Source organism: Xanthomonas sp. F4 (assembly GCF_011761895.1).
On record NZ_JAASQX010000002.1, the window covers coordinates 898385 to 922406 of the forward strand.

21 protein-coding genes are annotated in these 24022 nt (G+C 68.6%); 20 read left to right on the top strand and 1 reads right to left on the bottom strand.

Annotated elements, in window-relative coordinates:
- The first annotated feature begins 64 nt into the window (after positions 1–64).
- From FHR66_RS11815 to FHR66_RS11910, 20 genes are all read left to right on the top strand, one after another.
- On the top strand, positions 65–385 hold the full coding sequence (locus FHR66_RS11815; RefSeq protein ID WP_160970854.1) for a hypothetical protein: 321 nt from the start codon (positions 65–67) through the stop codon (positions 383–385).
- A 23-nt stretch (positions 386–408) separates the two neighbouring features.
- Positions 409–1113 carry a fimbrial biogenesis chaperone gene (locus tag FHR66_RS11820; protein ID WP_160970862.1) on the top strand — a complete coding sequence of 235 codons (705 nt, stop codon included), beginning with the start codon at positions 409–411 and terminating at the stop codon, positions 1111–1113.
- A 278-nt stretch (positions 1114–1391) separates the two neighbouring features.
- Complete coding sequence (gene rpsB / locus FHR66_RS11825) at positions 1392–2189, top strand: 30S ribosomal protein S2 (RefSeq protein ID WP_017908839.1); 798 nt, start codon at positions 1392–1394, stop codon at positions 2187–2189.
- Between the two features lie 151 nt (positions 2190–2340).
- A complete protein-coding gene (tsf, locus tag FHR66_RS11830) occupies positions 2341–3219 on the top strand; it encodes a translation elongation factor Ts (protein WP_160970852.1) in 879 nt (292 codons plus the stop codon).
- A gap of 119 nt (positions 3220–3338) precedes the next feature.
- Positions 3339–4832 (top strand): GGDEF domain-containing protein, encoded by a 1494-nt coding sequence (locus FHR66_RS11835; RefSeq protein WP_160970850.1) that lies wholly within the window; start codon positions 3339–3341, stop codon positions 4830–4832.
- 81 nt (positions 4833–4913) lie between these two features.
- Entirely contained in the window at positions 4914–5636 is a 723-nt protein-coding gene (pyrH, locus tag FHR66_RS11840) for a UMP kinase (protein ID WP_160970848.1), read from the top strand.
- Positions 5637–5831: 195 nt separating this feature from the next.
- On the top strand, positions 5832–6389 hold the full coding sequence (gene frr / locus FHR66_RS11845; RefSeq protein ID WP_160970846.1) for a ribosome recycling factor: 558 nt from the start codon (positions 5832–5834) through the stop codon (positions 6387–6389).
- A gap of 38 nt (positions 6390–6427) precedes the next feature.
- Positions 6428–7168 carry a polyprenyl diphosphate synthase gene (gene uppS / locus FHR66_RS11850; protein WP_160970844.1) on the top strand — a complete coding sequence of 247 codons (741 nt, stop codon included), beginning with the start codon at positions 6428–6430 and terminating at the stop codon, positions 7166–7168.
- A complete protein-coding gene (locus tag FHR66_RS11855; protein WP_160970842.1) occupies positions 7165–7989 on the top strand; it encodes a phosphatidate cytidylyltransferase in 825 nt (274 codons plus the stop codon). The genes uppS and FHR66_RS11855 overlap by 4 nt, the downstream gene beginning before the upstream one ends.
- Before the next feature lie 5 nt (positions 7990–7994).
- Positions 7995–9200: a 1-deoxy-D-xylulose-5-phosphate reductoisomerase gene (locus FHR66_RS11860; RefSeq protein ID WP_160970840.1), complete on the top strand. Its 1206-nt coding sequence runs from the start codon at positions 7995–7997 to the stop codon at positions 9198–9200.
- A 26-nt stretch (positions 9201–9226) separates the two neighbouring features.
- Positions 9227–10585, top strand: a complete 1359-nt coding sequence (rseP, locus tag FHR66_RS11865) for an RIP metalloprotease RseP (protein WP_160970838.1) — start codon at positions 9227–9229, stop codon at positions 10583–10585.
- Between the two features lie 80 nt (positions 10586–10665).
- Positions 10666–13086, top strand: coding sequence for an outer membrane protein assembly factor BamA (gene bamA / locus FHR66_RS11870; RefSeq protein ID WP_160970836.1), 2421 nt, complete (start codon positions 10666–10668; stop codon positions 13084–13086).
- 253 nt (positions 13087–13339) lie between these two features.
- Complete coding sequence (lpxD, locus tag FHR66_RS11875; RefSeq protein WP_160970834.1) at positions 13340–14362, top strand: UDP-3-O-(3-hydroxymyristoyl)glucosamine N-acyltransferase; 1023 nt, start codon at positions 13340–13342, stop codon at positions 14360–14362.
- Complete coding sequence (gene fabZ / locus FHR66_RS11880) at positions 14359–14814, top strand: 3-hydroxyacyl-ACP dehydratase FabZ (protein ID WP_160970832.1); 456 nt, start codon at positions 14359–14361, stop codon at positions 14812–14814. The genes lpxD and fabZ overlap by 4 nt, the downstream gene beginning before the upstream one ends.
- A 19-nt stretch (positions 14815–14833) precedes the next feature.
- The gene (lpxA, locus tag FHR66_RS11885) at positions 14834–15625 is read left to right on the top strand and encodes an acyl-ACP--UDP-N-acetylglucosamine O-acyltransferase (RefSeq protein WP_160963990.1); all 792 of its coding nucleotides are present in this window, start codon (positions 14834–14836) and stop codon (positions 15623–15625) included.
- 23 nt (positions 15626–15648) lie between these two features.
- Positions 15649–16932 (top strand): lipid-A-disaccharide synthase, encoded by a 1284-nt coding sequence (gene lpxB / locus FHR66_RS11890; protein WP_167087814.1) that lies wholly within the window; start codon positions 15649–15651, stop codon positions 16930–16932.
- A complete protein-coding gene (locus tag FHR66_RS11895; protein ID WP_160970830.1) occupies positions 16929–17621 on the top strand; it encodes a ribonuclease HII in 693 nt (230 codons plus the stop codon). Before lpxB ends, FHR66_RS11895 begins: the two co-directional genes overlap by 4 nt.
- Positions 17622–17778: 157 nt before the next feature.
- Positions 17779–21369, top strand: a complete 3591-nt coding sequence (dnaE, locus tag FHR66_RS11900) for a DNA polymerase III subunit alpha (RefSeq protein WP_160969942.1) — start codon at positions 17779–17781, stop codon at positions 21367–21369.
- Between the two features lie 56 nt (positions 21370–21425).
- Complete coding sequence (locus tag FHR66_RS11905) at positions 21426–22289, top strand: hypothetical protein (protein ID WP_160969944.1); 864 nt, start codon at positions 21426–21428, stop codon at positions 22287–22289.
- 83 nt (positions 22290–22372) lie between these two features.
- Complete coding sequence (locus tag FHR66_RS11910) at positions 22373–23332, top strand: acetyl-CoA carboxylase carboxyltransferase subunit alpha (RefSeq protein ID WP_160969946.1); 960 nt, start codon at positions 22373–22375, stop codon at positions 23330–23332.
- Between the two features lie 170 nt (positions 23333–23502).
- On the opposite strand, the gene FHR66_RS11915 is transcribed toward FHR66_RS11910, so the two are convergent.
- A complete protein-coding gene (locus FHR66_RS11915) occupies positions 23503–23958 on the bottom strand; it encodes a CopD family protein (protein WP_160969948.1) in 456 nt (151 codons plus the stop codon).
- Between the last annotated feature and the right edge of the window lie 64 nt (positions 23959–24022).

The following is a 24022-nucleotide window of genomic DNA, read 5'->3' on the forward strand; positions in this document are numbered from 1 at the left end:
CGCGCCGGTCAAGTTGCCCGGATGGGAGCCGTTATCAGTTGTGTCTACCGCGGAGTCCCGATCGATGCGCCTGCCGTTCTTACGACCGCTGTTGTTGGCGAGCCTGTGCGTGGCCGGCGTCGATGCGGCGGCACAACCGACCGCCGGCAGCGGCAGCGCTGCATTGCGGATCGGCATCCGCATCGAGCGCAGTTGCGAGGTCGGCACCGAGGTCCGCGCGCAGCCCGGAGCGATGCCGACGATCGCCTGCAACCGCCCGATGGCCTACCAGGTCAGCGTCGACGGCGCGCCCGCGCCCAGTGCCGGCACCGCGCTGGCGTTGAGCCTGTCCACGACCGGCGCCGCGCCGCGCGACCCGGCGCGCTACGCCACGGTCGCGTTCTAGTGGGCGGTGCCCGTGGCTTGCTCATGCGCCTGCTGCCGGCGCTGCTGCTGGCGTTGGCCGGCAGCGCCCATGCGGGTGGAGTGCGGATCAGCCCGACCCTGGTACAACTGGCCCCCGACGAGACCAGCACCGAGATCTGGCTCGACAATACCCAGGACCGCACCTGGCAGGCGCAGGTACAGGTCTATCGCTGGCAGCAGACCAACGGGCTGGAACAGTTGGACAGTACCGACGACCTCCATGCCAGTCCGCAGTGGATCACGATTCCGGCACAGGGGCGGCAACTGTTACGCCTGGTACGCAGCGCCCCCGCCGATACCGCCGAGCGTGCCTACCGGCTGGTGGTGGAAGAACGCACCGCGCCGGCCGACGTTGCATCGGCACCCGCGGCGACGCCCCCTCCCCTGCTGCTGCGCTATTCCACGCCGGTGTTCCTAAGTGCATCGGACCCCGCGGCGGCGCCGCGCCTCAGCGTCCACCTGCTCGCCGGCGCGGGCGGGCCGGAGCTGGTGGTGCACAACCGCGGCACCGCCCATGCCCGCCTCAGCGACCTGAGCTTTATCGGTGCCGACGGCCATACCCTGACCCTGTTCCCCAGCCTAGCCGGCTACGTCCTGCCCGGCGAATACAAGCGCTGGCCGCTGCCGGCCGCCGCGACCGCACCCGGCGGCCACTTCGCGGCACGGCTCGACGAGCAGTCAGCGCTGCAGCCGCTGCCGGCCGAGTGAGCCACCCGGCGCATTGCGCCGCCCACCGCCGCCAGGTATAGTGCGCGGCTTCGTCGTGCCTGTCATGGCCCGATGGACCGTCCACGCCGGACGCACCGGCGAATTCACACCTGCTGCCATCGCCCGTGCCGGGGTGCTCCGCAAGGAGTTCGGCCACGGAGACAGCAGGGAGGCCCAACCCCGGAATCGTCGTGCGGACCCACAAGGCCGCACCGTCATGCGCGCGCTTCACCCATTCCTGCCCGCGCACGGCCGGTTCCCCATCAGGAGTCACTGCAATGCCCCAGGTCACCATGCGTCAGATGCTGGAAGCCGGCGTCCACTTCGGCCACCAGACCCGCTACTGGAACCCCAAGATGGCGCCGTACATCTTCGGCGCGCGCGGCAAGATCCACATCATCAACCTCGAGAAGACGGTTCCGCTGTTCAACGACGCGATGAACTTCATCTCCAGCGTCGCGCAGAAGCGCGGGACCATCCTGTTCCTGGGCACCAAGCGCAGCGCCCGCGACGCGGTGAAGGAAGAAGCCGAGCGTTGTGGCCAGCCGTTCATGACCCAGCGCTGGCTGGGCGGCACGCTGACCAACTTCCGCACCGTCAAGCAGTCGGTGGCGCGCCTGAAGGAACTGGAAGCGGCCGAGACCGACGGCACCTTCGACAAGCTGGTCAAGCACGAAGTGCTGACCCTGCGCCGCGAGCGCGACAAGCTGGAAGCCTCGCTGGGCGGCATCAAGGAAATGAACCGCCTGCCCGACGCCCTGTTCGTCATCGACATCGGCCATGAAGACATCGCCATCAAGGAAGCCAAGAAGCTCGGCATCCCGGTGATCGCGGTGGTCGACACCAACTACAACCCGGACCTGGTGGACTACGCCATCCCGGGCAACGACGACGCCATCCGCGCCGTGCAGCTGTACGCCCGTGCCGCCGCCGACGCCGTGCTGGAAGGCAAGGCCGCTGCGCCGAACGCCGCCAGCGTGCGCGAGGAAGAGTTCGCCGAGGGCGGCGACGACAAGGGCCGCGGCCCGCGCAAGAACGGCAAGAAGGCCGAAGAGACCGCTCCCGCCGCCGAGTAACCGGCGCGCCATGCGACTGCGCGATCATGCGCAGCCGCCGCCCGGCGCGTTCGGCGCGCCCGGCTTCGCGAGCGCCGCCTGCGGCGCCCGCTCCCCAGATCTTCCGGCCGGCCGCAAGCCGGCCTTTTCCCACCTTTCGTGAGGACATCCCGTGGAAATCACTGCTTCCCTGGTCAAGGAACTGCGCGAGCGCACCGGCGCCGGCATGATGGAATGCAAGAAGGCACTCACCGAGAACGCCGGCAACATCGACAACGCCGCCGAGTGGCTGCGCAAGTCGGGCCTGGCCAAGGCCGACAAGAAGGCCGACCGCGTCGCCGCCGAAGGCCGCATCGCGATGGCCCAGGACGGCGGCAAGGCGGTCCTGGTCGAAATCAACTCCGAGACCGACTTCGTCGCCAAGGACAACAACTTCCTGGCCTTCACCGACGCCGTGGTCCAGGCCGCGCTGACCTCCGGCGCCGCTGACGTGGAAGCGCTGAAGAGCGCCAAGCTGCCCGGCGGCGAGACCGTCGAGGAAGCCCGCGCCGCGGTCATCGCCAAGGTCGGCGAGAACGTGCAGGTGCGCCGCCTGGTGCGCATCGACAGCGCCAACAACGTCGCCGCCTACGTGCACGGCGGCCGCATCGGCGTGCTGGTCGAGGTCAAGGGCGGCGACGCCGACCTGGCCCGTGGCATCGCCATGCACATCGCGGCGATGAACCCGCCGCACATCAAGGCGTCCGACGTGCCGGCCGAGTTCGTGGCCAAGGAAAAGGAAATCGAGCTGGCCAAGATGTCGGAGAAGGACAAGGCCAAGCCGGCCGACATCCTGGAGAAGATCATCAGCGGCAAGATCGCCAAGATCGTCAACGAAGTCACCCTGTACGGCCAGCCCTACGTGCTGAACACCGACCAGACCGTGGAGCAGGCGGTGAAGGCCGCCGGCGCCGATGTGGTCGGCTTCCAGCGCCTGGCCGTGGGCGAAGGCATCGAGAAGGTGGTGGAAGACTACGCCGCCGAAGTGATGAAGCAGGCCGGCCTGGCCTGATCCCGCCCCCGGGAAGAAAAGAGCCGCGCATTGTCGCGGCTTTTTTTTTGCGGGTGTACGCTGCGCGGGCTGGGACAGGCCGCTGCCCCACCTCTTATTCCATGCCGTATCGGAAGTGCATGCATCCTGAACTCGAAGCGATCCTGAGCCACTCCCGCGACCTGCCCTCGCCCCCGGGCATCGCCCTGCGCATCATCGAACTCGCGCAGGATGCGGACGTGGATCTCGCTGCCACCGCCGATGCCATCGCCATGGACATGGCGCTGAGCGCGCGGATGCTGCGCATCGCCAATTCCCCGCTGTACGCCAGCCGGCGACGCATCGACAACCTCGGCCAGGCGCTGACCATGCTCGGCCTGAACGCCGCGCTGAGCCTGGCACTGGGCTTTTCGATGGTGCAGAGCCTGCGTGGCGACGCCAGCGCACCGCAGGAACGGCTGTGGCGGCGCAGCGTGCTGGCAGCCCTGGCCAGCCGCCTGCTCGGCCAGGCCGTCGGCCTGCGCAAGCACGAGGAACTGATGCTGGCCGGCCTGCTGCAGGACATGGGCGCACTGGCCCTGCTGCACGTCTGCCACGACCAGTACGCCGCACTGCTGCACGAAGCCGCCGGCGATCCGCAGCGGCTGAGCGCCCTGGAGCGCGAGCACCTGGGCGCCGACCACGCCGAGGTCGGCGCCTGGCTGGCGAAGAAATGGAAGCTGCCCGCCTACCTGCAGCGCAGCATCGCCAACGGCAACGATGCCGCGGCGAGCGAGCCCTTCGACATCTGCGTGCGCCTGTCCGGGCCGATTGCCGATATCTGGCTCAGCGAGGACACCGAAGCCGCGCGCACCTACGCCATGCAGCGCGCCTATCGCGACCTGCAGCTGGACAGCCGCCGCTTCGACGAAGTGATCGGCCACATCGCCGAGGCGCTGCCGGCGGTCAGCCCGATCTTCGACGTGCGCATCGCGCAGCCGGAGCGGGTCGACGCGATCATCAGCCACGCCCGCGAACTGATGGTGCTGCGCAACCTGCGCGACGTGCAGGAAGCCAACCGCGTGCGCCAGCGCGCCGACGAATACGAGCAGCACGCCCGGCGCCTGGCCGAGCAGGCCAGCCGCGACGCCCTCACCGGCGTGTTCAACCGGCACCAACTGGACACCCTGCTGCAGCAACAGTTCGAGCTGGCCAACCGCCACGACTGGCCGCTGTCGGTGGCCTTCATCGACCTGGACGATTTCAAGAAGATCAACGACGCCCACGGCCACCTGGTCGGCGACCAGGTGCTGCGCGCGTTCGCCCAGGCCCTGCAGCCGCTGGTGCGCAGCAGCGACATGGTGGCGCGCTTCGGTGGCGAGGAATTCCTGGTGTTGTTGCCCAATACCGGCGAAGACGCCGCGCTCGGGGTCATGCGGCGCATCCTGTCCGAGATCGCGCAGCGGCCGATGACCGAGACCAAGCACGGGCCTCTGCACATCAGCTTCTCCGCGGGCGTGGCCACCCAGGGCGGCCGCGAGCGCTTCAACAGCGCGCAGGAACTGCTGCAGGCGGCCGACGACATGCTGTACAGCGCCAAGCACGGCGGCCGCAATCGCGTCACCGCGCGCTCGTGCGGCGAGGCGCAACGCTGAAGCATCGCCGACGGCACAGACGCGCTGGCGCGCATCGGCTAAAATCGTGTGGTTTGCCCGTCATCCCCCAACGAGGTCGCCATGTCCCAGCTCGCCTATCGCCGTATCCTGTTGAAACTTTCCGGCGAAGCGCTGATGGGGGACGGGGACTACGGCATCGATCCCAAGATCATCAATCGCCTGGCCCATGAGGTGATCGAGGCGCAGCAGGCCGGCGCGGAAGTGGCGCTGGTGATCGGCGGCGGCAACATCTTCCGCGGCGCCGGCCTGGCCGCCGGCGGCATGGACCGGGTCACCGGCGACCACATGGGCATGCTCGCCACCGTCATCAACGCGCTGGCGATGCAGGACGCGCTGGAGAAGCTCGGCGCCAAGGTGCGGGTGATGAGCGCGATCAAGATCAACGACGTGTGCGAGGACTTCATCCGCCGCCGCGCGATCCGCCACCTGGAAAAGGGCCGCATCGCGATCTTCGCCGCCGGCACCGGCAACCCCTTCTTCACCACCGACTCCGGCGCGGCGCTGCGCGCGATCGAGATCGGCGCCGACCTGCTGCTGAAGGCGACCAAGGTCGACGGCGTGTACGACAAGGACCCGAAGAAGCACGCCGACGCGGTGCGCTTCGACAGCCTGACCTACGACGAGGTCATCGCCCGCAACCTCGAGGTGATGGACACCGCCGCCTTCGCCCTGGCCCGCGACAGCGACCTGCCGCTGCGCATCTTCAACATGGGCCAGCCCGGCGAACTGCTGAAGATCCTGCGCGGCGCCGAGATCGGCACGTTGGTGAAGGGTCGGGGCTGAAAAGCCGGGAATGGGGAATCGAGATTAGGGAATCGCAACAGCGTTGCGCACTGCAACATTGGCGCTAGCCCCGATTCTCGCAACATTGGCGTTCAGTTAGGCGCGCAGGGATCCGCCTTTGCCATTCCCCATTCCCGATTCCCCACTCCCAGCAGGCTATAATCGTCCGATTCAGATTCAGCACGGACACCGGCGATGCTCAACGAAATCAAGCAAGACGCACAGACCCGCATGGCCAAGAGCATCGACGCGCTGCGTCATACGCTCGTCAAGGTGCGCACCGGGCGCGCGTCGACCGCGCTGGTCGAGCACCTGAAGGTCAACTACTACGGCTCGGACATGCCGCTGAGCCAGGTCGCCAGCGTGGCCGTCGCCGACGCCCGCTCGCTGACCATCACCCCGTGGGAAAAGCAGATGGTCAGCGCGGTCGAGAAGGCGATCCTGGCCTCGGACCTGGGCCTGACCCCGAACACCGCCGGCACCACCATCCGCCTCAACCTGCCTGCCCTCACCGAGGAGCGCCGCCGCGAGCTGTCCAAGGTCGTGCACGGCGAAGGCGAGGACACCAAGGTCGCGATCCGCAACATCCGCCGCGACGCCAACCAGCAGGTCAAGGATCTGCTGAAGGACAAGAAGGTCACCGAGGACGAAGCCCGCGCCAGCGAGGACGACATCCAGAAGCTGACCGACAAGGCGATCAAGGACGTGGACGAGGTGGTCAAGGGCAAGGAACAGGAACTGATGGCGGTCTGAGCCTGCGCCTGCCGGCCATGCCTTCCGACCCCGTCCCCATGTCCCTGCCCCGCCATCTGGCCATCATCATGGATGGCAACGGCCGCTGGGCGCAGCGCCGCCGTCGGCCGCGCGTGATCGGCCATCGCGCCGGCGCCCGCGCGGTCAACCGCACCATCGATTTCTGCCTGGAGCGTGGCATCGGCGCGCTGACCCTGTTCGCCTTTTCCAGCGAGAACTGGGGGCGCCCGCAGGAGGAAGTGGACGCGCTGATGAAGCTGTTCCTGCACGCACTCGACCGCGAGGTCGAGGAGCTGCAGCGGCGCGGGGTGCGCGTGCGCTTCATCGGCGACCGTTCGCGCTTCGCGCCGTCGCTGTGCGAGCGCATGGCCCAGGCCGAGGCGCGCACCCGCGACAACCAGGCCCTGCACCTGTCGATCGCCGCCAGCTACGGCGGCCGCCAGGACATCGCCCTGGCCGCACGCGCGCTGGCCGAGGACGTCGCCGCCGGGCGCCTGCGCCCGGAGCAGATCGACGAGGACGCCCTGTCGGCGCGCATGGCGCTGGCCGACCTGCCGCCGCCGGACCTGTTCATCCGCACCGGCGGCGACCTGCGCATCAGCAACTTCCTGCTGTGGCAGCTGGCCTATACCGAACTGTGGTTCACCGAGACCCTCTGGCCCGAGTTCGGACCGGAGGTGCTGCAACAAGCCCTGGACGACTACGCCCGCCGCGAGCGGCGTTTCGGCCTCACCAGCGCGCAGGTCGCCGAAGCGGCGACGGAGAACGTTTCCGCATGACCCGTACCCGCGTCATCGCCGCGCTGATCATGGCCCCGCTGGCCATCTGCGCCATTCTGCTGCTGCCGACCCAGTGGCTGGTCGCGCTGGCCGCGTTGATCTTCCTGATCGGCCTGTGGGAATGGCTGAAGCTGGCCGAGGTCGACGACACCCTGCCGCGCACCATCCTGCTGATGCTCAACCTGCTGCTGATGGTGCTGCTGGTGTGGGCCTCGGCCGGCTCGCTGGTGCTGTTCCAGCTGACCACCCTGATCGGCGTCGGCTGGTGGTGCGCGGCGCTGCTGTGGCTGGGCTTCTACCGCTTCGGCTCCGACCACGCCACCTATGCGCGGGTGTTCAAGCTCGCCGCCGGCACCCTGGCGATCGTCCCGGCCTGGGCCGCGCTGGGCCTGATCCACGCCAGCGAGCCTAATGGCCACCGCTGGCTGCTGACCGCGCTGGCCACGGTGTGGGCCGCCGATTCCGGCGCCTATTTCGCCGGCCGCCAGTTCGGCAAGCACAAGCTGGCGCCGCGGATCAGCCCCAACAAGACCGTGGAAGGCCTGATCGGCGGCTTGCTGGCCGGCCTGATCGTGGCCGCCGGCTTCGGCTGGCTGGCCGGCGTGACCCTGCCGCACCTGCCCGGGCTGCTGATCGTGGCCGCGGTCAGCGTGCTGGCCTCGGTGGTCGGCGACCTGTTCGAAAGCCTGCTCAAGCGCCACGTCGGCGCCAAGGACTCGGGCAACGTGATTCCCGGTCACGGCGGCGTGCTGGACCGGATCGACGGCGTGCTGGCGGCGCTGCCGATCTTCGCGCTGGGCAAGGACATCTTCGGGTTCTGAGGCCAGTGAACACGCAACGCAGCAAAGCCGACACGGTGCGCACCATCGCCGTGCTCGGCGCCACCGGCTCGATCGGCGCCTCGGCGCTGGACGTGATCGCGCGTCATCCGCAGCGCCTGCGCGCCGGCGTGCTGGCGGCCGGGCGCAATGTCGACGCGCTGCTGGCGCTGTGCGCCACGCATCGCCCCGCCCATGCGGTGATCGCCGATCCCGACCTGTACCCGGCGCTGCGCGACGGTCTGCGCGCGGCCGGGCTGGCGACCCAGGCGCATGCCGGCGACGCCGCGCTGGACCAGCTGGTGGCCAGCGACGCCTGCGACAGCGTGGTCGCCGCCATCGTCGGCGCCGCCGGCCTCGCCTCGACCCTGGCCGCGGCCCGCGCCGGCAAGCGCCTGCTGCTGGCCAACAAGGAAGCGCTGGTGCTGGCCGGCGAGCTGGTCACGGCTGCCGCCGCGGCGGCCGGCGCCGAGATCATCCCGATCGACAGCGAGCACAACGCCATCTTCCAGTGCCTGCGTTCGCGCCAGACCGGTGCCGAAGTAAGGCGTGTGCTGCTGACCGCCTCCGGCGGTCCGTTCCGCGGCTGGGACCGCGCGCGCCTGCAGGCGGTGACCCCGGCGCAGGCCGTTGCGCACCCGAAGTGGTCGATGGGGCCGAAGATCTCCGTCGATTCGGCGACGTTGATGAACAAGGGCCTGGAAGTGATCGAGGCCCACCACCTGTTCGCGCTGGCGCCCGAGCGCATCGAGGTGCTGGTGCACCCGCAGAGCCTGGTGCATTCGCTGGTCGAGTTCATCGACGGCTCGACCCTGGCGCAGATGGGCCTGCCGGACATGCGCACCACCCTGGCGGTGGGCCTGGGCTGGCCGGACCGGATCGCCTCCGGGGTCGCCGGGCTGGACCTGCTGGCGCAGGGCCGGCTGGATTTCGAGGCGCCTGATCTGGACGCCTTCCCCTGCCTGGGCCTGGCCTGGCGCGCGATGCAGGCCGGCGGCAGCGCCCCGGCGATCCTGAACGCGGCCAACGAAGTGGCTGTTTCAGCCTTTCTTCAGGGCCGGATCGGTTTCCTATCGATTCCTGCGCTGGTCGAGAACGCCCTGACCGAGCTGCCTGCGGTCGCGGCCGATTCCCTGGACGCATTGCTGGCGGCGGATGCGCAATCGCGCAAGATCACCGAACTCGCCATTGCCCGCCAATTCGCCCATGCTTGATTCCCACGCCGCCATGAGCCACGCGCATGGGTAACTTCTTTGGCTCCATCTGGTGGATGCTGGTCAGCCTGGGCATCCTGGTGACCTTCCACGAGTTCGGCCATTTCTGGGTCGCCCGCCGCTGCGGGGTCAAGGTGCTGCGCTTCTCGGTGGGCTTCGGCAAGCCGCTGTGGTCGCGCTACGACCGCCACGGCACCGAGTTCGCGATCGCCGCGATCCCGCTCGGCGGCTACGTGAAGATGCTCGACGAGCGCGAGGGCGAGGTGGCCCCGGCCGAGCGATCGCAGGCCTTCAACAACAAGAGCGTGTGGCAGCGCATCGCCATCGTCGCCGCCGGCCCCATCGCCAACCTGATCCTGTGCGTGGCGCTGCTGTGGGCCATGTTCGTGATCGGCAAGCAGGACTACGCGCCCATCGTCGGCCGCGCCGAGGGCCTGGCCCAGCAGGCCGGGTTCCAGCCCGGCGAGCGCATCGTCCGCGTCGGCGACCGCGACGTCGCGACCTGGAGCGAGGCAGCCATGCAGCTGACGGTCGCCGCCATGGACCGCGAGGACGTGCCGGTGCAGACCGAGGACGCGCAGGACGGCGCCAGCCGCACCCATACCCTGCGCCTGTCGCAGCTGCCGGTCGGCTTCGACGAGCAGCAGGTGCCGGCCCTGTCCGGCCTGACCTGGCGCTTCACCCTGCAGCCGGCAGTCATCGCCAACGTCGCCGCCGGCTCGGCCGCCGACGGCGTGCTTCGCCCCGGCGACCGCGTGCTGGCGGTGGACGGCGCCCCGATCACCAGCGCCGACCAGGTTGCGCCACGGGTGCAGGCGCTGGGCCGCGACGGCGGCAACGGCCTGATCGAGGTCGAGCGCAACGGCGAGCGGCTGGCGCTGGAAGTCCATCTCAAGCCGACCGCCGGCCCCGGCGCGCCGAGCTGGAAGCTGGGCGTGGGCATCGGCGAGCAGCGCCGGCCGGCCTACGACGCCACCCTGCGCTACGGCCCGCTGGCGGCGATCCCGGTCGCCTTCCGCGAGACCGGCCGGCTGGCCGGCGACACCCTGGGCATCCTGCGCCGCATGCTGACCGGCGAGGCCTCGCTGAAGAACGTGTCCGGCCCGATCACCATCGCCAAGGTCGCCAACGTCTCGGCCAAGCAGGGCCCGGACTGGTTCCTGAATTTCCTGGCCCTGCTGTCGCTGAGCCTGGCGATCATGAACCTGCTGCCGATCCCGATCTTGGACGGCGGGCACTTGCTGTATTACCTTATCGAGTTGGTCAAGGGCAGCCCGCTGAGCGAGCGCGCCATGGCGGCAGGGCAGTTCGTGGGCCTGACGTTGCTGGCAGGACTGATGGGGTTGGCGTTCTACAACGACCTCTTCGGCCAGGCACTGCGATGACCCGCGCCGATCCACTCGACCCGCTGTCGTCTTGCGCCGGCGCCCATGCAACAACGATATCGACCTCTACCGGACGTGACATGACGAGATTTCCCACTCGCCGCCTGCTTGCCCTCGCCCTCGCCGCCAGCCTCAGCCTGCCGGCCATGGCCCAGGTAGCGGAGCCCTTCACCGCCAGCGACATCCGCGTCGACGGGCTGCAACGCATTTCGTCCGGCACCGTGTTCACCTACCTGCCGGTGGAACGCGGCGACAGCGTGGACGAGGCCAAGGTCGCCGAGGCGATCCGTGCGCTGTACCGCACCGGCTTCTTCGAGGACGTGCGCGTCGACCGCCAGGGCAACATCCTGGTGGTCACGGTCAAGGAACGTCCGGCGATCAACAAGCTGACCGTCACCGGCAACAAGGACATCAAGAGCGAGGAACTGCTCAAGGGCCTGTCCGACATCGGCCTCAGCGAGGGCGGCACCTTCGACCGGCTGAGCCTGGACCGGGTGACCCAGGAGCTGACCCGCCAGTACAACAACCGCGGCAAGTACAACGTCGAGATCACCCCGACGGTGAGCCCGCTGGACCGCAACCGCGTCGACGTGGCCATCGCGATCAAGGAAGGCAAGGCGGCCAAGATCCGCCACGTCAACCTGATCGGCACCGAGAAGTTCCTCAACCAGGACATCATGGAGAACTGGGAGTCGCGCGAGCACAATTGGCTGTCCTGGTACCGCCGCGACGACCAATACTCCAAGGAAAAGCTGTCCGGCGACCTGGAGAAGCTCAACTCCTGGTACCTGGACCGCGGCTACGTCGACTTCAGCGTCGACTCCACCCAGGTCGCGATCAGCCCCGACAAGCGCGACATGTACCTGACCGCCGGCATCACCGAAGGCGAGCAGTACAAGATCTCCGACATCAAGGTCACCGGCGACACCATCCTGCCGCAGGAAGAGATCGAGAAGCTGGTGATCCCCAAGCCGGGCGACACCTTCTCGCGCGCGCTGCTGGAATACAGCTCCGACGCGATCACCAACACCCTGAGCAACATCGGCTACGCCTTCGCCAAGGTCACCCCGATCCCGACCACCGACCGCGAGAAGCGCACGGTGGCGGTGAACCTGCAGGTGACCCCGGGTCCGCGCGTGTCGGTGCGGCGCATCGTGTTCCGCGGCAACACCCGCACCTCCGACGAAGTGCTGCGCCGCGAAATGCGCCAGTTCGAGGACACCTGGTACTCGCAGGCCGCGATCGACCGCTCCAAGATCCGCCTGCAGCGCCTGGGCTACTTCGAGTCGGTGGACGTGGAAACCCCGCCGGTGCCGGGCAGCAACGACAAGGTCGACGTGGTCTACAACGTCAAGGAGACCACCTCGGGCAGCTTCACCTTCGGCCTGGGCTACTCGCAGACCTACGGCGTCACCACCTCGGTGCAGCTGTCGCAGAACAACTTCCTCGGTGGCGGCAACCGCGTCTCGGTGGACGCCTCGCGCAGCAGCTACCAGGAGCGCTACGCGTTCTCCTACACCAATCCGTTCTTCACCGACGACGGGGTGTCGCTGGGCTACAACCTGTCGTGGCGCAAGCTGGACTACTCCGACTTCGGCACCGCGCAGTACAACAGCACCAATGGCGCGGCGCAGGTGATCTTCGGCGTGCCGATCACCGAGACCGACAGCGTCTCGCTGATGTTCGGCATCGACAGCAACCAGATCACCACCTACCCCGGCTTCACTCCGCAGGCGATCATCAACTACATCGATGCGATGGGGACCAAGACCTTCCACGCCTGGCGCAGCGAACTGGGCTGGGCGCGCGACACCCGCAACGACTACTTCATGCCAACCCGCGGCATGTACCAGCGCGTGGGCCTGGAAGCCACCCTGCCCGGCTCGACCGTGGAGTACTGGAAGCTCAACTACCAGATCTCCAAGTACTGGCCGATCTCGCCGGCGCTGGTGCTGAACACCCGTGCCGAATTCGGCTACGGCGACAGCTACGGCAGCGACGTCTCGCGCGACATCTGCGGTGTCACCGTGCCCGATGCGCAGGGCACGCCGGTCTACAACCCGCAGGCCTGCGACGGCACCAACCTGGTCCGCCGCGTCACCGCCTCGGGCCTGCCGTTCTACGAGAACTTCTACGCCGGCGGCACCAACTCGGTCCGCGGCTTCGAGGACAACACCCTCGGCCCGCGCTCGGAGGCCACCGCCTCGTACAGCCGCGGCCAGCCGCTGGGCGGCTCGTTCAAGACCGTGGGTTCGGCGGAAATGTACTTCCCGAAGCTGTTCGACAGCCCGTCGGCGCGCATTTCGGCGTTCGTGGACGTCGGCAACGTGTTCAACGGCGTGGACAATTTCAAGTCCAACGAACTGCGTGCCTCCACCGGCATCGCGTTGCTGTGGCGCGCGCCGGTCGGTCCGATCTCGATCAGCTATGCGGTTCCGCTGAAGAAGGAAGACAACGACGAGATCGAGCGTCTGCAGTTCACCTTTGGTGGTCAGTTCTAAATAACTGCCCACCCGCTGCCAGGGCGTTGCCCTGGCAGCCAGGTTTTCGCGACGCGAAAACCTGCTGGGGCTTGGCTTGCCTAATCCCCGCGCCTTCGGCGCGCCCCCTTTACCAAAGGGGCCTTTGCTCCAGCAGGCTGATCCTCACCTGTAGATTGATCGAGGCTGTTCGAGACGGTGTTGCGCGAGCGGGTCACGCGCCCTACGCGGCCGTACGTATGACCGTGTCGATGGCACACGGTAGAATCCCCCGGTGAATACTTCGACCTATACCGCTGACGAGATCGCCGAGCGTTTCGGCCTGCAGGTGCATGGCGACGGCAGCGTCGCGGTGCATGGCGTGGCCACGCTGGCGCAGGCCGGCCCGGGACAGCTCAGCTTCCTGGCCAATCCCCGCTATCGCGCACAACTGGCCGACAGCACCGCGGCGATCGTGGTGCTGCGCGCCCAAGACGCCGAGGCGGCGCCGGGCACGGCGCTGATCGCGCGCGATCCGTATGTCGCCTTCGCCAAGATCGCCGCGCTGTTCGATGTGGCGCCGGCGCGTCCGCCGGGCGTCCATCCCAGCGCCAGCATCGATCCCAGCGCACAGGTGGCGCCAACCGCGCACATCGGCGCCTTCGTCAGCATCGGCGCGCGCAGCGTGGTCGGCGATGGCTGCGTGATCGGCCCCGGCTGCGTGATCGGCGAAGACTGCCAGGTCGGCGCCGGCAGCGAACTGATCGCCCGCGTCACCCTGGTCACCCGGGTGCGCCTGGGCCAGCGCGTGCGCGTGCACCCAGGCGCGGTGCTCGGTGCCGACGGCTTTGGCCTGGCGATGGACGCCGGCCGCTGGATCAAGGTGCCGCAGCTGGGCGGGGTCAGCATCGGCGACGATTGCGAGATCGGCGCCAACACCTGCGTGGACCGCGGCGCGCTGGAAGACACCACCCTCGAAGAAGACGTGCGCCTGGACAACCTGGTGCAGGTCGCGCACAACGTGCACATCGGCGCGCACAGCGCCATCGCCGGCTGCACCGGCATCGCCGGCAGCGCCAAGATCGGCCGCTACGTGATGCTCGGCGGCGCGGTCGGCGTGGTCGGCCACCTGGAGATCTGCGACAAGGTCGTGGTCACCGGCAAGTCGGTCGTGCGCAACTCCATCCACGAGCCGGGCGAGTACTCGTCCGGCACCCCATTGACCGACAACCGCACGTGGCGCAAGAACGCCGCGCGCTTCAAGCAGCTCGATGCCCTGGCCCGTCGCATCCTGTCTGTCAGCAAGGAGAAGGAATGAGCCACGATCAGCCCCTGCCGGACATCGCCCAGATCCGCGCACTGCTCCCGCACCGCTACCCGTTCCTGCTGGTGGACAAGGTGGTCTCGCTGGATTTCGAGAACCGCCGGATCGTCGCGCACAAGAATGTGAGCATCAACGAGCCGTACTTCCAGGGCCATTTCCCGGGCCAGCCGATCATGCCGGGCGTGCTGATCATCGAGGCGCTGGCGCAGGCCGGCGGCATCCTGACCCAACTGGCGATGGGCCGCGACGCGCAGTCCAAGCTGTTCTACATGGTCAAGGTCGACAACGCCCGCTTCAGCGCCCAGGTGGTGCCCGGCGACGTGCTGGAGCTGCACGTGGAGATCAAGCGGGTGATCCGCAACATGGCGGTGTACTACGGCGAAGCCAAGGTCGACGGCAAGGTCGTGGCCTGCGCCGAAGTGCTGTGCGCCGGCACCCGCGAATGACCCTGGCAGGAGATCTGCGATGAGCGCCAACGCCCCTCTGATCCACCCGTCCGCCGTCATCGACCCTGCGGCGACGCTGGCGGCCGACGTGCGCGTCGGCGCCTTCACCGTGATCGGCGCCGAGGTGGAGATCGGCGAAGGTTGCGAGATCGGCTCGCATTGCAGCATCGTCGGCCCGACCCGGCTCGGCCGCGACAACCGCCTGGTCGGCCACGTCGCGCTCGGCGGCGACCCGCAGGACAAGAAGTTCGCCGGCGAACGCACCGAACTGGTGATCGGCGACCGCAACGTGATCCGCGAGTTCGTCACCATCAGCCGCGGCACCGGCAGCGGCGGCGGCATCACCCGCGTCGGCAGCGACAACTGGTTCCTGGCCTACACCCACGTCGCCCACGACTGCATCGTCGGCAACCACTGCGTGTTCTCCAACAACACCACCCTGGCCGGGCACGTGGAAGTGGGCGACCACGTGATCATCAGCGGCTTCGCCGGCGCGCATCAGTTCTGCCGGATCGGCGATCACGCCTTCCTCGGCATGGGCGCGCTGATCAACGGCGACGTGCCGCCGTTCACCATGGTCGGCGGCAATTCGCTGGGGCGCCCGCGCGGCATCAACAGCGAAGGCCTGAAGCGCCGCGGCTTCGATCCCGAGCGCGTGGCCGCGATCAAGCGCGCCTACCGCGCGCTGTACGTTGCCGGCCTGCCGCTGGCCGAGGCCAAGCACCAGCTGGCGGTGCTGGCCGAAGGCAGCGAGGACGTGCGCGCGATGCTGGAATTCATCGAATCCAGCGAGCGGCCGTTGTTGCGATGACGGCCGCGAATGGGGAATCGGGAATGGGGAATGGGAAGAGCGGTCGCCCGCCCGGACCGGGCTCCGCTGTTGCTTCAACCATTCCCCATTCCCCACTCCCGATTCCCGGCGCAGCAAAGCTGCGCATCGCCCTGGTCGCCGGCGAAGCCTCCGGCGACCTGCTGGGCGCGGGGCTGATCGAGGCGCTGCGCGCGCGCTACCCCGACGCCGAGTTCGCCGGGGTCGGGGGCGAGGCGATGCGCCAGGCCGGTTGCCAGACCTGGTTCGACGCCAGCGAGCTGGCGGTGATGGGCCTGCTGGAAGTGCTGCGGCACCTGCCGCGCCTGCTGAAGCTGCGCCGCGCGCTGCGCGAGCGGCTGCTGGCCTGGCGCCCGGACGTGTTCGTCGGCATCGACGCCCCCGATTTCAATCTCGGCGTGGAGCGCTGGCTGAAGCAGCGCGGGCTGCGCACCGTGCATTACGTCAGTCCGTCGGTGTGGGCCTGGCGCGAGCAGCGCGCGGCCAAGATCGGCGCCAGCGCCGACCGGGTACTGTGCCTGTTCCCGATGGAGCCGCCGATCTACGCCAGGCACGGCGTGGACGCGCGCTTTGTCGGCCACCCCATGGCCGACGCGATCGCGCTGCACGAAGACCGTGGCGCGGCGCGCGCGGCCCTCGGCGTGGCCTCCGACATGCCGGTGCTGGCGGTGCTGCCGGGCAGCCGCCTGGGCGAGATCGGCAAGCTCGGCGACACGTTCTTCGCCGCCGCCGCGCGGGTGCTGCAGCAGCTTCCGAACGCGCGCGTGCTGGTGCCGGCCGCCAATGCCGCGTGCAAGACGCTGATCGCCGAGCAACTCGCGCGCTCGGCCTTGCCGCCGGCCGCCACCCAGGTGCTGGACGGCCAGGCGCGCGCCGCGCTGCTGGCCGCCGACGCGGTACTGCTTGCCTCCGGCACCGCGACCCTGGAAGCGATGCTGGTGAAGCGGCCGATGGTGGTCGGCTACAAGGTCGCCCCGCTCACCTACCGCATCGTCAAGGCGCTTGGGTTGCTGAAGGTAGACCGCTACGCCCTGCCCAATATCCTCGCCGGCCATGACCTGGCGCCGGAGCTGATGCAGGACGCCTGCACCCCCGACGCGCTGGCCACCGCGCTGCTGCACTGGCTGCGCGATCCGCAGGCGGTGGCGGCGCTGCAGCCCGAATACGAACGCCTGCATCTGCTGCTGCGCCAGGACGCCTCGGCGCGGGCGGCCGATGCGGTGCTCGAGTTGCTTGAGAGCCGGGAGTCGGGAGTGGGGATTCGGGATTCGAGAGAAGCAAAGGCATGAAGCGCCCAGACTCCCCATCGCCGCAGCAGGAGCTGCTCTGCGAATCCCCACTCCCCAATCCCCAATCCCGGCTCTACGCCGGCGTCGACGAAGCCGGCCGCGGACCCCTCGCGGGGCCGGTGGCGGTGGCGGCGGTGGTGTTCGATCCGGCGCGCACCCGCATCAACGGGCTAGACGATTCCAAACAGTTGACCGCGGCGCGGCGGGAGACGCTCTATGCGCGCATCGTCGAGCGTGCGCTGGCCTGGCAGGTGGTGCTGATCGAGGCCGAGGAGATCGACCGCCTGAACATCTACCAGGCGACCATGCTGGGCATGCGCCGCGCGGTCGAGGGCGTGGCGCACGTGGCCGGCTTCGCCCGTATCGACGGCAACCGGGTGCCCAAGGGCCTGCCCTGCGCCGCCGAGGCGTTGGTCGGTGGCGACGGCCTGGACCGCGCGATCATGGCCGCCTCGATCGTCGCCAAGGTCACCCGCGACCGGATCATGCAGCGCCTGCACGACGAACACCCGCACTACGGCTTCGACCTGCACAAGGGCTACGCCACCCCGGCGCACCTGGCCGCGCTGGCCGCGCACGGCCCCTGCGTCCACCACCGGCGCAGCTTCGCGCCCGTGCGGATGGCCCTGGAGGGCCGGGATTCGGCAGTGGGGATTGGGGATTCGTTGGAGTCGCTGCAGCTCGCGTAGGACGTTCAGCGGAATCCCGGGCAATCGCGCGCACTCAACGCCCAGTGAGACCGCAACGAATCCCCAATCCCCACTCCCGAATCCCCGCCTCCACCTGTCAAGCCTTGCCCGGCTCGCCCCCCGCCGCTACCCTGCCCGGGCATCGCTCTGGTTCCGCATGTCCACTTCCCGCTTCGCCCATCTGCACATCCACACCGAGTTCTCGCTGGCGGATTCGACCATCCGTGTGCCCGAGAAACCGGATCAGGCTGACCCGAAGAAAGCCAAGCAGGCCAACCTGCTCAGCCGCGCGGTGGAGCTGGACCTACCCGCGCTGGCGGTCACCGACCTCAACAACCTGTTCGCGCTGGTCAAGTTCTACAAGGCCGCCGAGGGCGTGGGCATCAAGCCGATCGCCGGCGCCGACCTGCTGATCGCCGACGGCACCCAGGCGCCGTGGCGGCTGACCGTGCTGTGCCGCAACCGCGACGGCTACCTCAGCCTGTCGCGTCTATTGACCCGCGCCTGGCTGGAAGGCCACCGCAACGAAGGCGGCGTGGCGCTGCGCCCGGAATGGCTGCAGACCGGCAGCGACAACCTGTTCGCCCTGGCCGGCCGCGAGAGCCTGGCCGGGCGCCTGGCCAGCGAAGGCCGCCACGACCTGGCCGAGCAGCAATTGGCCGACTGGCAGCGCATCTTCGGCGACGGCCTGCACCTGGAACTGACCCGCACCGGCCGCGACGGCGAGGAGGCGTTCAACCAGTTCGCCCTGCACGCGGCCGGCACCCGCGGCCTGCCGGTGGTCGCCAGCAACGACGTGCGCTTCCTGTACGCCAGCGACTTCGCCGCGCACGAGGCGCGCGTGTGCATCTCCTCCGGCCGCGTGCTCGACGATCCCAAGCGCCCGCGCGACTACAGCGACCAGCAGTACCTGAAGTCGGCCGAGGAAATGGCCGCGCTGTTCGCCGACATCCCCGACGCGATCGACAACACGCTGGCGCTGGCACAACGCTGCAACATCGAGATGCAGCTGGGCACCTACTTCCTGCCCGCCTACCCGGTGCCCGACGACGAGACGCTGGACAGCTGGATCCGCAGCCAGTCGCGCGACGGCCTGGCCGCGCGCCTGGAAAAGAATCCGCTGGCGCCCGGCAAGACCCGCCAGGACTACGTGGACCGGCTCGAGTTCGAGCTGGACACCATCATCAAGATGGGCTTCCCCGGCTACTTCCTGATCGTGGCCGACTTCATCCAGTGGGGCAAGAACCAGGGCATTCCGATCGGCCCGGGCCGCGGTTCCGGTGCCGGCTCGCTGGTGGCGTGGGCGCTGCAGATCACCGACCTGGATCCGCTGCCGTACAACCTGCTGTTCGAGCGCTTCCTCAACCCGGAACGCGTGTCGATGCCCGACTTCGACATCGACTTCTGCATGGATCGCCGCGACGAGGTGATCGACTATGTGGCGCGCAAGTACGGCCGCGACCGGGTCAGCCAGATCATCACCTACGGCACCATGGCGGCAAAGGCGGTGGTGCGCGACTGCGGCCGCGTGCTCGGCTTCCCGTACGGCCTGGTCGACGGCGTCGCCAAGCTGATCCCCAACATCCTCGGCATCACGCTGAAGGATGCGATGGGCGAAGGCAAGGACAGCGAGATGGCCTCGCCGGAGCTGATCCAGCGCTACCAGGCCGAGGACGACGTCCGCGACCTGATGGACCTGGCGCGGCAGCTCGAGGACCTGACCCGCAACGCCGGCAAGCACGCCGGCGGCGTGGTGATCGCGCCGACGCCGCTGTCGGACTTCTGCCCGCTGTTCGCCGAACACGACGTCGACAACTTCGGCAAAAACCCGGTCACCCAGTTCGACAAGGACGACGTCGAACAGGTCGGCCTGGTCAAGTTCGACTTCCTCGGCCTGCGCACCCTGACCATCATCGATTGGGCGGTGAAGGCGATCAACGTGCGCCACGCGCGCGCCGGCATCCCGCCTGTGGAGATCGCCGCGATCCCGCTCGACGACGCGCCGACCTACAAGGGCATCTTCGCCTCGGGCAACACCGGCGCGGTGTTCCAGTTCGAATCCTCGGGCATGCGCCGGCTGCTGAAGGACGCACGCCCCGACCGCTTCGAGGACCTGATCGCGCTGGTGTCGCTGTACCGCCCCGGCCCGATGGACCTGATCCCCGACTTCAACGCGCGCAAGCACGGGCAGCAGGAGATCGTCTATCCCGATCCGCGCACCGAAGCGATCCTGCAGGACACCTACGGCATCATGGTGTACCAGGAGCAGGTGATGCAGATGGCGCAGATCGTCGGCGGCTACTCGCTGGGCGGCGCCGACCTGCTGCGCCGCGCGATGGGCAAGAAGGTGCCGGCGGAAATGGCCAAGCACCGCGAGATCTTCCGCGAGGGCGCGGCCAAGGGCGGCGTCGGCGAGGCCAAGGCCGACGAAATCTTCGACCTGATGGAGAAGTTCGCCGGCTACGGCTTCAACAAGTCGCACGCCGCCGCCTATGCCCTGGTCAGCTACCAGACCGCGTGGCTGAAACGCCACTACCCGGCCGAGTTCATGGCGGCCACGCTGTCCTCGGACATGGACAACACCGACAAGGTGGTCGGCTTCCTCGACGAGGTGCGCAACCTCGGCCTGACCGTGCTGCCGCCGCGCATCAACGCCTCGGCCTACATGTTCGAAGCGGCCACCCCGGACACCATCCAGTACGGCCTGGGCGCGATCAAGGGCGTGGGCCGCGGCGCCTGCGAGGCGATCGTGGCCGAGCGCGAGCGCGGCGGCGAATACGCCTCGCTGCTGGATTTCTGCACCCGCGTCGAATCGGCCAAGCTCAACAAGCGCACGCTGGAAGCGATGATCAACGCCGGCGCGATGGATGGGCTGGGCAGCAACCGCGCCACGTTGATGCTGCAGTTGCCGGAGGTGATGAAGGCCACCGAGCAGATGGCGCGCGAGCGTGCCTCCGGGCAGAACTCGCTGTTCGGCGGTGCCGACACCAGCGCCCCGGCGCTGCGCCTGGACCTGCCGGAGAGCAAGGAATGGCCGCTGGGCCAGTTGCTGGCCGGCGAGCGCGAGACGTTGGGCTTCTACCTCAGCGGCCATCCGTTCGACCCGTACCGCGACGAAATGCGCGAACTGGTCGGCTGCGACCTGAGCGCGCTGGAGAAGATCTGCGCACAGTCCGGCGGCGGCCGCAGTGGCGGCGGCGATGGCGAGAAGCGCGCCTGGCGTCCGGAGGTCAGCGCGATCCTCGCCGGCCAGGTGGTCGGCGTGCGTCGCAAGGGCGACAGCCAGGTGTTCGTGCAACTGGAGGACGGCCGCGGCCGCATCGAGTGCAGCGCGTTCTCCGACGCCATCGCCGAGTTCGGCCACCTGCTGACCCGCGACCGCATCCTCATCGTCAAGGGCGGCGTGCGCGAGGACGAATTCAACGGCGGCTACGCGATGCGCATCCGCCAGTGCTGGGACTACGAACAGATCTGCACGCACCACGCGCAGCGCCTGTCGCTGCGCCTGGACCTGCGCCAGCGCAGCGCCTGGCCGCGCATCGACGGCCTGCTCGCCCGCCACCGCCCGGGCAAGACGCCGTTGCGCCTGGACCTGCTGCTGCAGTCGGCGCAGGGCGGCATCGCCGGCATGCTCGACCTCAACGGCAGCCACTCGGTGCGCGTGGATCCGCAGCTGCTGGACGCCTTGCGCGGCGACCCGGCGGTGCGCGCGGTGAAGGTCAAGTACAGCCCGCCTTGGGCGAGCTGACCCGCGCTGCAAGCCGAATCTACCGTCTCTTTTTTCCCTACGTTCTGGATATCCGCGTGCGCTTTTTGCTTCTGTCCTGCTGCATTCTGTTGTTGACTGCCTGCGGCAAGGGTCCGCAAACCTTCCGCTTCGACAATCCGACCGGGCAGGCCTTGCCGATCCAGGTCGATGGACACTCGCACAGCATCCCCGCACATGCCGAACTGGCCCTGGAACTGGCGCCGGGCGCGCACACCCTGCAGACCGCGCAGCTCGGACGCGTGCCCTTCACCGTGTACGCCGATCACGACGGCGCCCTGGTCAACCCCACTCTGTCGGATTACTACTGGGTCGACGAGGTCTACTGGACCAGCACCGCCCGTCCGCGCGAGTTTCAGGGCGATGCGGTGGTCGAGGTGCGGGGCGTGGCACTGAAAGGCCGCTACGGGCAAGTCCACGACTTGTTCATCGTCAAGGACTGGGACTTCGACGTGCATACCCCATTCCCCGAGAACGCCGTCGGCGCAGTCGACAGCAGCGGCGGCCGGCGCATGCGCAAGATTTTCGCGCCCGACGACTTCGTCGCCTACGTCGAGAGCAGCCACGATGCCCCTGGCTATGTCGCGGCGCATCAGCCGCGCGATTGGCAGCCGCCGCAGCGCCGGGTCACGCCCGCGGCCGAACGCCTGCCGGCCTTGCCGCCAGTGATGGAGGCGCACGCCGGGCCGCTGCGCGCGCTGGTCAATGCCTACCTGCATGCGACCGATCCGGCCGAGCAACAGCGCCTGCGCAAGACCTACGTATCCACGCAGATCGACTTTACCCATGCCACCGCGCGCCTGTTCAGCGGCCTGTCGGTGGACGACAACAAACGCGTCAACGCCTTCGTCGAGGGCGTCAGCCAGATCATGACCAGCCCCGCGCTGGTGACCGGCCCCTGAGCCGAGTCACCGGACGGCCGCGTACGGGTCGCCACGCGGCATTCGGCTAAACTCCACCACATTCACGTTCACCACGGCGTCCAATGAACCCGAACTACCTCGACTTCGAGCAACCCATCGCCGATCTGGAAGCCAAGATCCAGGAACTGCGCAACGCCAGCACCGGCCCGGCGGTCAACGTCGACGCGGAGGTGGGCGCGCTGGAGGACAAGCTGCGGGTGCGTACCGCGCAGATCTTCCGCGACCTGTCCTCGTGGCAGATCTCGCAACTGGCGCGGCATCCGCAGCGCCCGTACACGCTGGACTACATCAATGTGTTCTGCGACGAGTTCCAGGAGCTGGCCGGCGACCGCGCGTTCGCCGACGACAAGGCCATCGTCGGCGGCCTCGGCCGCATCGACGGCCGCGCGGTGGTGATCATCGGCCACCAGAAGGGCCGCGACACCAAGAGCAAGATCGCACGCAATTTCGGCATGCCGCGTCCGGAGGGCTATCGCAAGGCGCTGCGCCTGATGAAGCTGGCCGAACGCTTCAAGCTGCCGCTGCTGACCTTCATCGACACCCCCGGCGCCTACCCCGGCATCGGCGCCGAGGAGCGCGGCCAGAGCGAGGCGATCGCACGCAACCTGCTGGAGATGGCCGAACTGAAGGTGCCGGTGATCTGCACCGTGATCGGCGAAGGCGGCTCCGGCGGCGCGCTGGCGATCGGCGTGGGCGACCGCACCCTGATGCTGGAGTACGGCACCTACTCGGTGATCTCGCCGGAAGGCTGCGCCTCGATCCTGTGGAAGGACGCGTCCAAGGCCAAGGACGCCGCCGAACAACTCGGCCTGACCGCCAAGCGCCTGTCCGCGCTGGGCCTGGTCGACAAGGTGATCCGCGAACCGATCGGCGGAGCCCACCGCAACCCGACGCAGATGGCCAAGCGCCTGAAGGCGGTCCTGCTCAACGAACTGGACGCGCTGGAACAGCTGCCGATCGAGCAACTGCTGCAGAAGCGCTACGAGCGCCTGCGCGGCTACGGCGCCTACGAGACGGCGTGAGCGCAGCGGCGTCGCCGCTGCGGGGGAATCGGGAAACGGGAATGGGGAATCGGAAAAGCCGCTGGCAGCTGCGCAGTTCCAAGCAGCGCCAGATCGGCGAGTGAGAGACGGGAGGAGCGGTCACCCGCTTTTCCGATTCCCGTTTCCCCATTCCCCATTCCCAGCTCCAATCAAAACGGCTTGGCCAACACCAGCCAGATCACCACCAGCAGTCCGAGCACCGGCAGTTCGTTGAACAGGCGCAGCGCGCGCGAGGAGGGCAGCGGCTGTGCCTGGCCCACGCGCTTGAGCCAGCGGCCGGTGAAGATGTAGTAGGCCAGCATCAGCGCCACCAGGCCGAGCTTGGCGTGCAGCCAGCCGCTGTGGCCGGGCGCGACCATGGTCGGGAAGTCCGGCAGCACCTTGTAGCCCAGCCACAGGGTCAGCCCCAGCAGCAGCGCCAGGCCGAACATGCTGTGGCCGAAGCGGTACAGGCGCCGCCCCATCAGCGCCAGGCGTTCCTGCACCTGCGGCTGGCCCGCGCTCTCGGCGACGTTGACCAGGATCCGCGGCAGGTAGAACACCGCCGCCATCCATGCGATCACGAACAGCAGATGCAGGGACTTGATCCACAAATAGAGTTGCATGCGCTGGCTCCGGGTCGCTGGCGTAGGATGTGCGGCCATTTTCGCCGATTCGTCCGGCGCCCGC

What these genes read in the sequence shown, in the direction of transcription:
- rseP (WP_160970838.1), top strand. Translation starts at nt 9,227, where the DNA reads ATGGGTAACTTCTTTGGCTCCATCTGGTGGATGCTGGTCAGCCTGGGC.
- lpxB (WP_167087814.1), top strand. Translation starts at nt 15,649, where the DNA reads ATGGGGAATGGGAAGAGCGGTCGCCCGCCCGGACCGGGCTCCGCTGTT.
- frr (WP_160970846.1), top strand. Translation starts at nt 5,832, where the DNA reads ATGCTCAACGAAATCAAGCAAGACGCACAGACCCGCATGGCCAAGAGC.
- lpxA (WP_160963990.1), top strand. Translation starts at nt 14,834, where the DNA reads ATGAGCGCCAACGCCCCTCTGATCCACCCGTCCGCCGTCATCGACCCT.
- FHR66_RS11815 (WP_160970854.1), top strand. Translation starts at nt 65, where the DNA reads ATGCGCCTGCCGTTCTTACGACCGCTGTTGTTGGCGAGCCTGTGCGTG.
- FHR66_RS11835 (WP_160970850.1), top strand. Translation starts at nt 3,339, where the DNA reads ATGCATCCTGAACTCGAAGCGATCCTGAGCCACTCCCGCGACCTGCCC.
- uppS (WP_160970844.1), top strand. Translation starts at nt 6,428, where the DNA reads ATGTCCCTGCCCCGCCATCTGGCCATCATCATGGATGGCAACGGCCGC.
- FHR66_RS11915 (WP_160969948.1), bottom strand. Translation starts at nt 23,958, where the DNA reads ATGCAACTCTATTTGTGGATCAAGTCCCTGCATCTGCTGTTCGTGATC.
- FHR66_RS11855 (WP_160970842.1), top strand. Translation starts at nt 7,165, where the DNA reads ATGACCCGTACCCGCGTCATCGCCGCGCTGATCATGGCCCCGCTGGCC.
- FHR66_RS11895 (WP_160970830.1), top strand. Translation starts at nt 16,929, where the DNA reads ATGAAGCGCCCAGACTCCCCATCGCCGCAGCAGGAGCTGCTCTGCGAA.
- FHR66_RS11910 (WP_160969946.1), top strand. Translation starts at nt 22,373, where the DNA reads ATGAACCCGAACTACCTCGACTTCGAGCAACCCATCGCCGATCTGGAA.
- rpsB (WP_017908839.1), top strand. Translation starts at nt 1,392, where the DNA reads ATGCCCCAGGTCACCATGCGTCAGATGCTGGAAGCCGGCGTCCACTTC.
- FHR66_RS11820 (WP_160970862.1), top strand. Translation starts at nt 409, where the DNA reads ATGCGCCTGCTGCCGGCGCTGCTGCTGGCGTTGGCCGGCAGCGCCCAT.
- bamA (WP_160970836.1), top strand. Translation starts at nt 10,666, where the DNA reads ATGACGAGATTTCCCACTCGCCGCCTGCTTGCCCTCGCCCTCGCCGCC.
- dnaE (WP_160969942.1), top strand. Translation starts at nt 17,779, where the DNA reads ATGTCCACTTCCCGCTTCGCCCATCTGCACATCCACACCGAGTTCTCG.
- fabZ (WP_160970832.1), top strand. Translation starts at nt 14,359, where the DNA reads ATGAGCCACGATCAGCCCCTGCCGGACATCGCCCAGATCCGCGCACTG.
- pyrH (WP_160970848.1), top strand. Translation starts at nt 4,914, where the DNA reads ATGTCCCAGCTCGCCTATCGCCGTATCCTGTTGAAACTTTCCGGCGAA.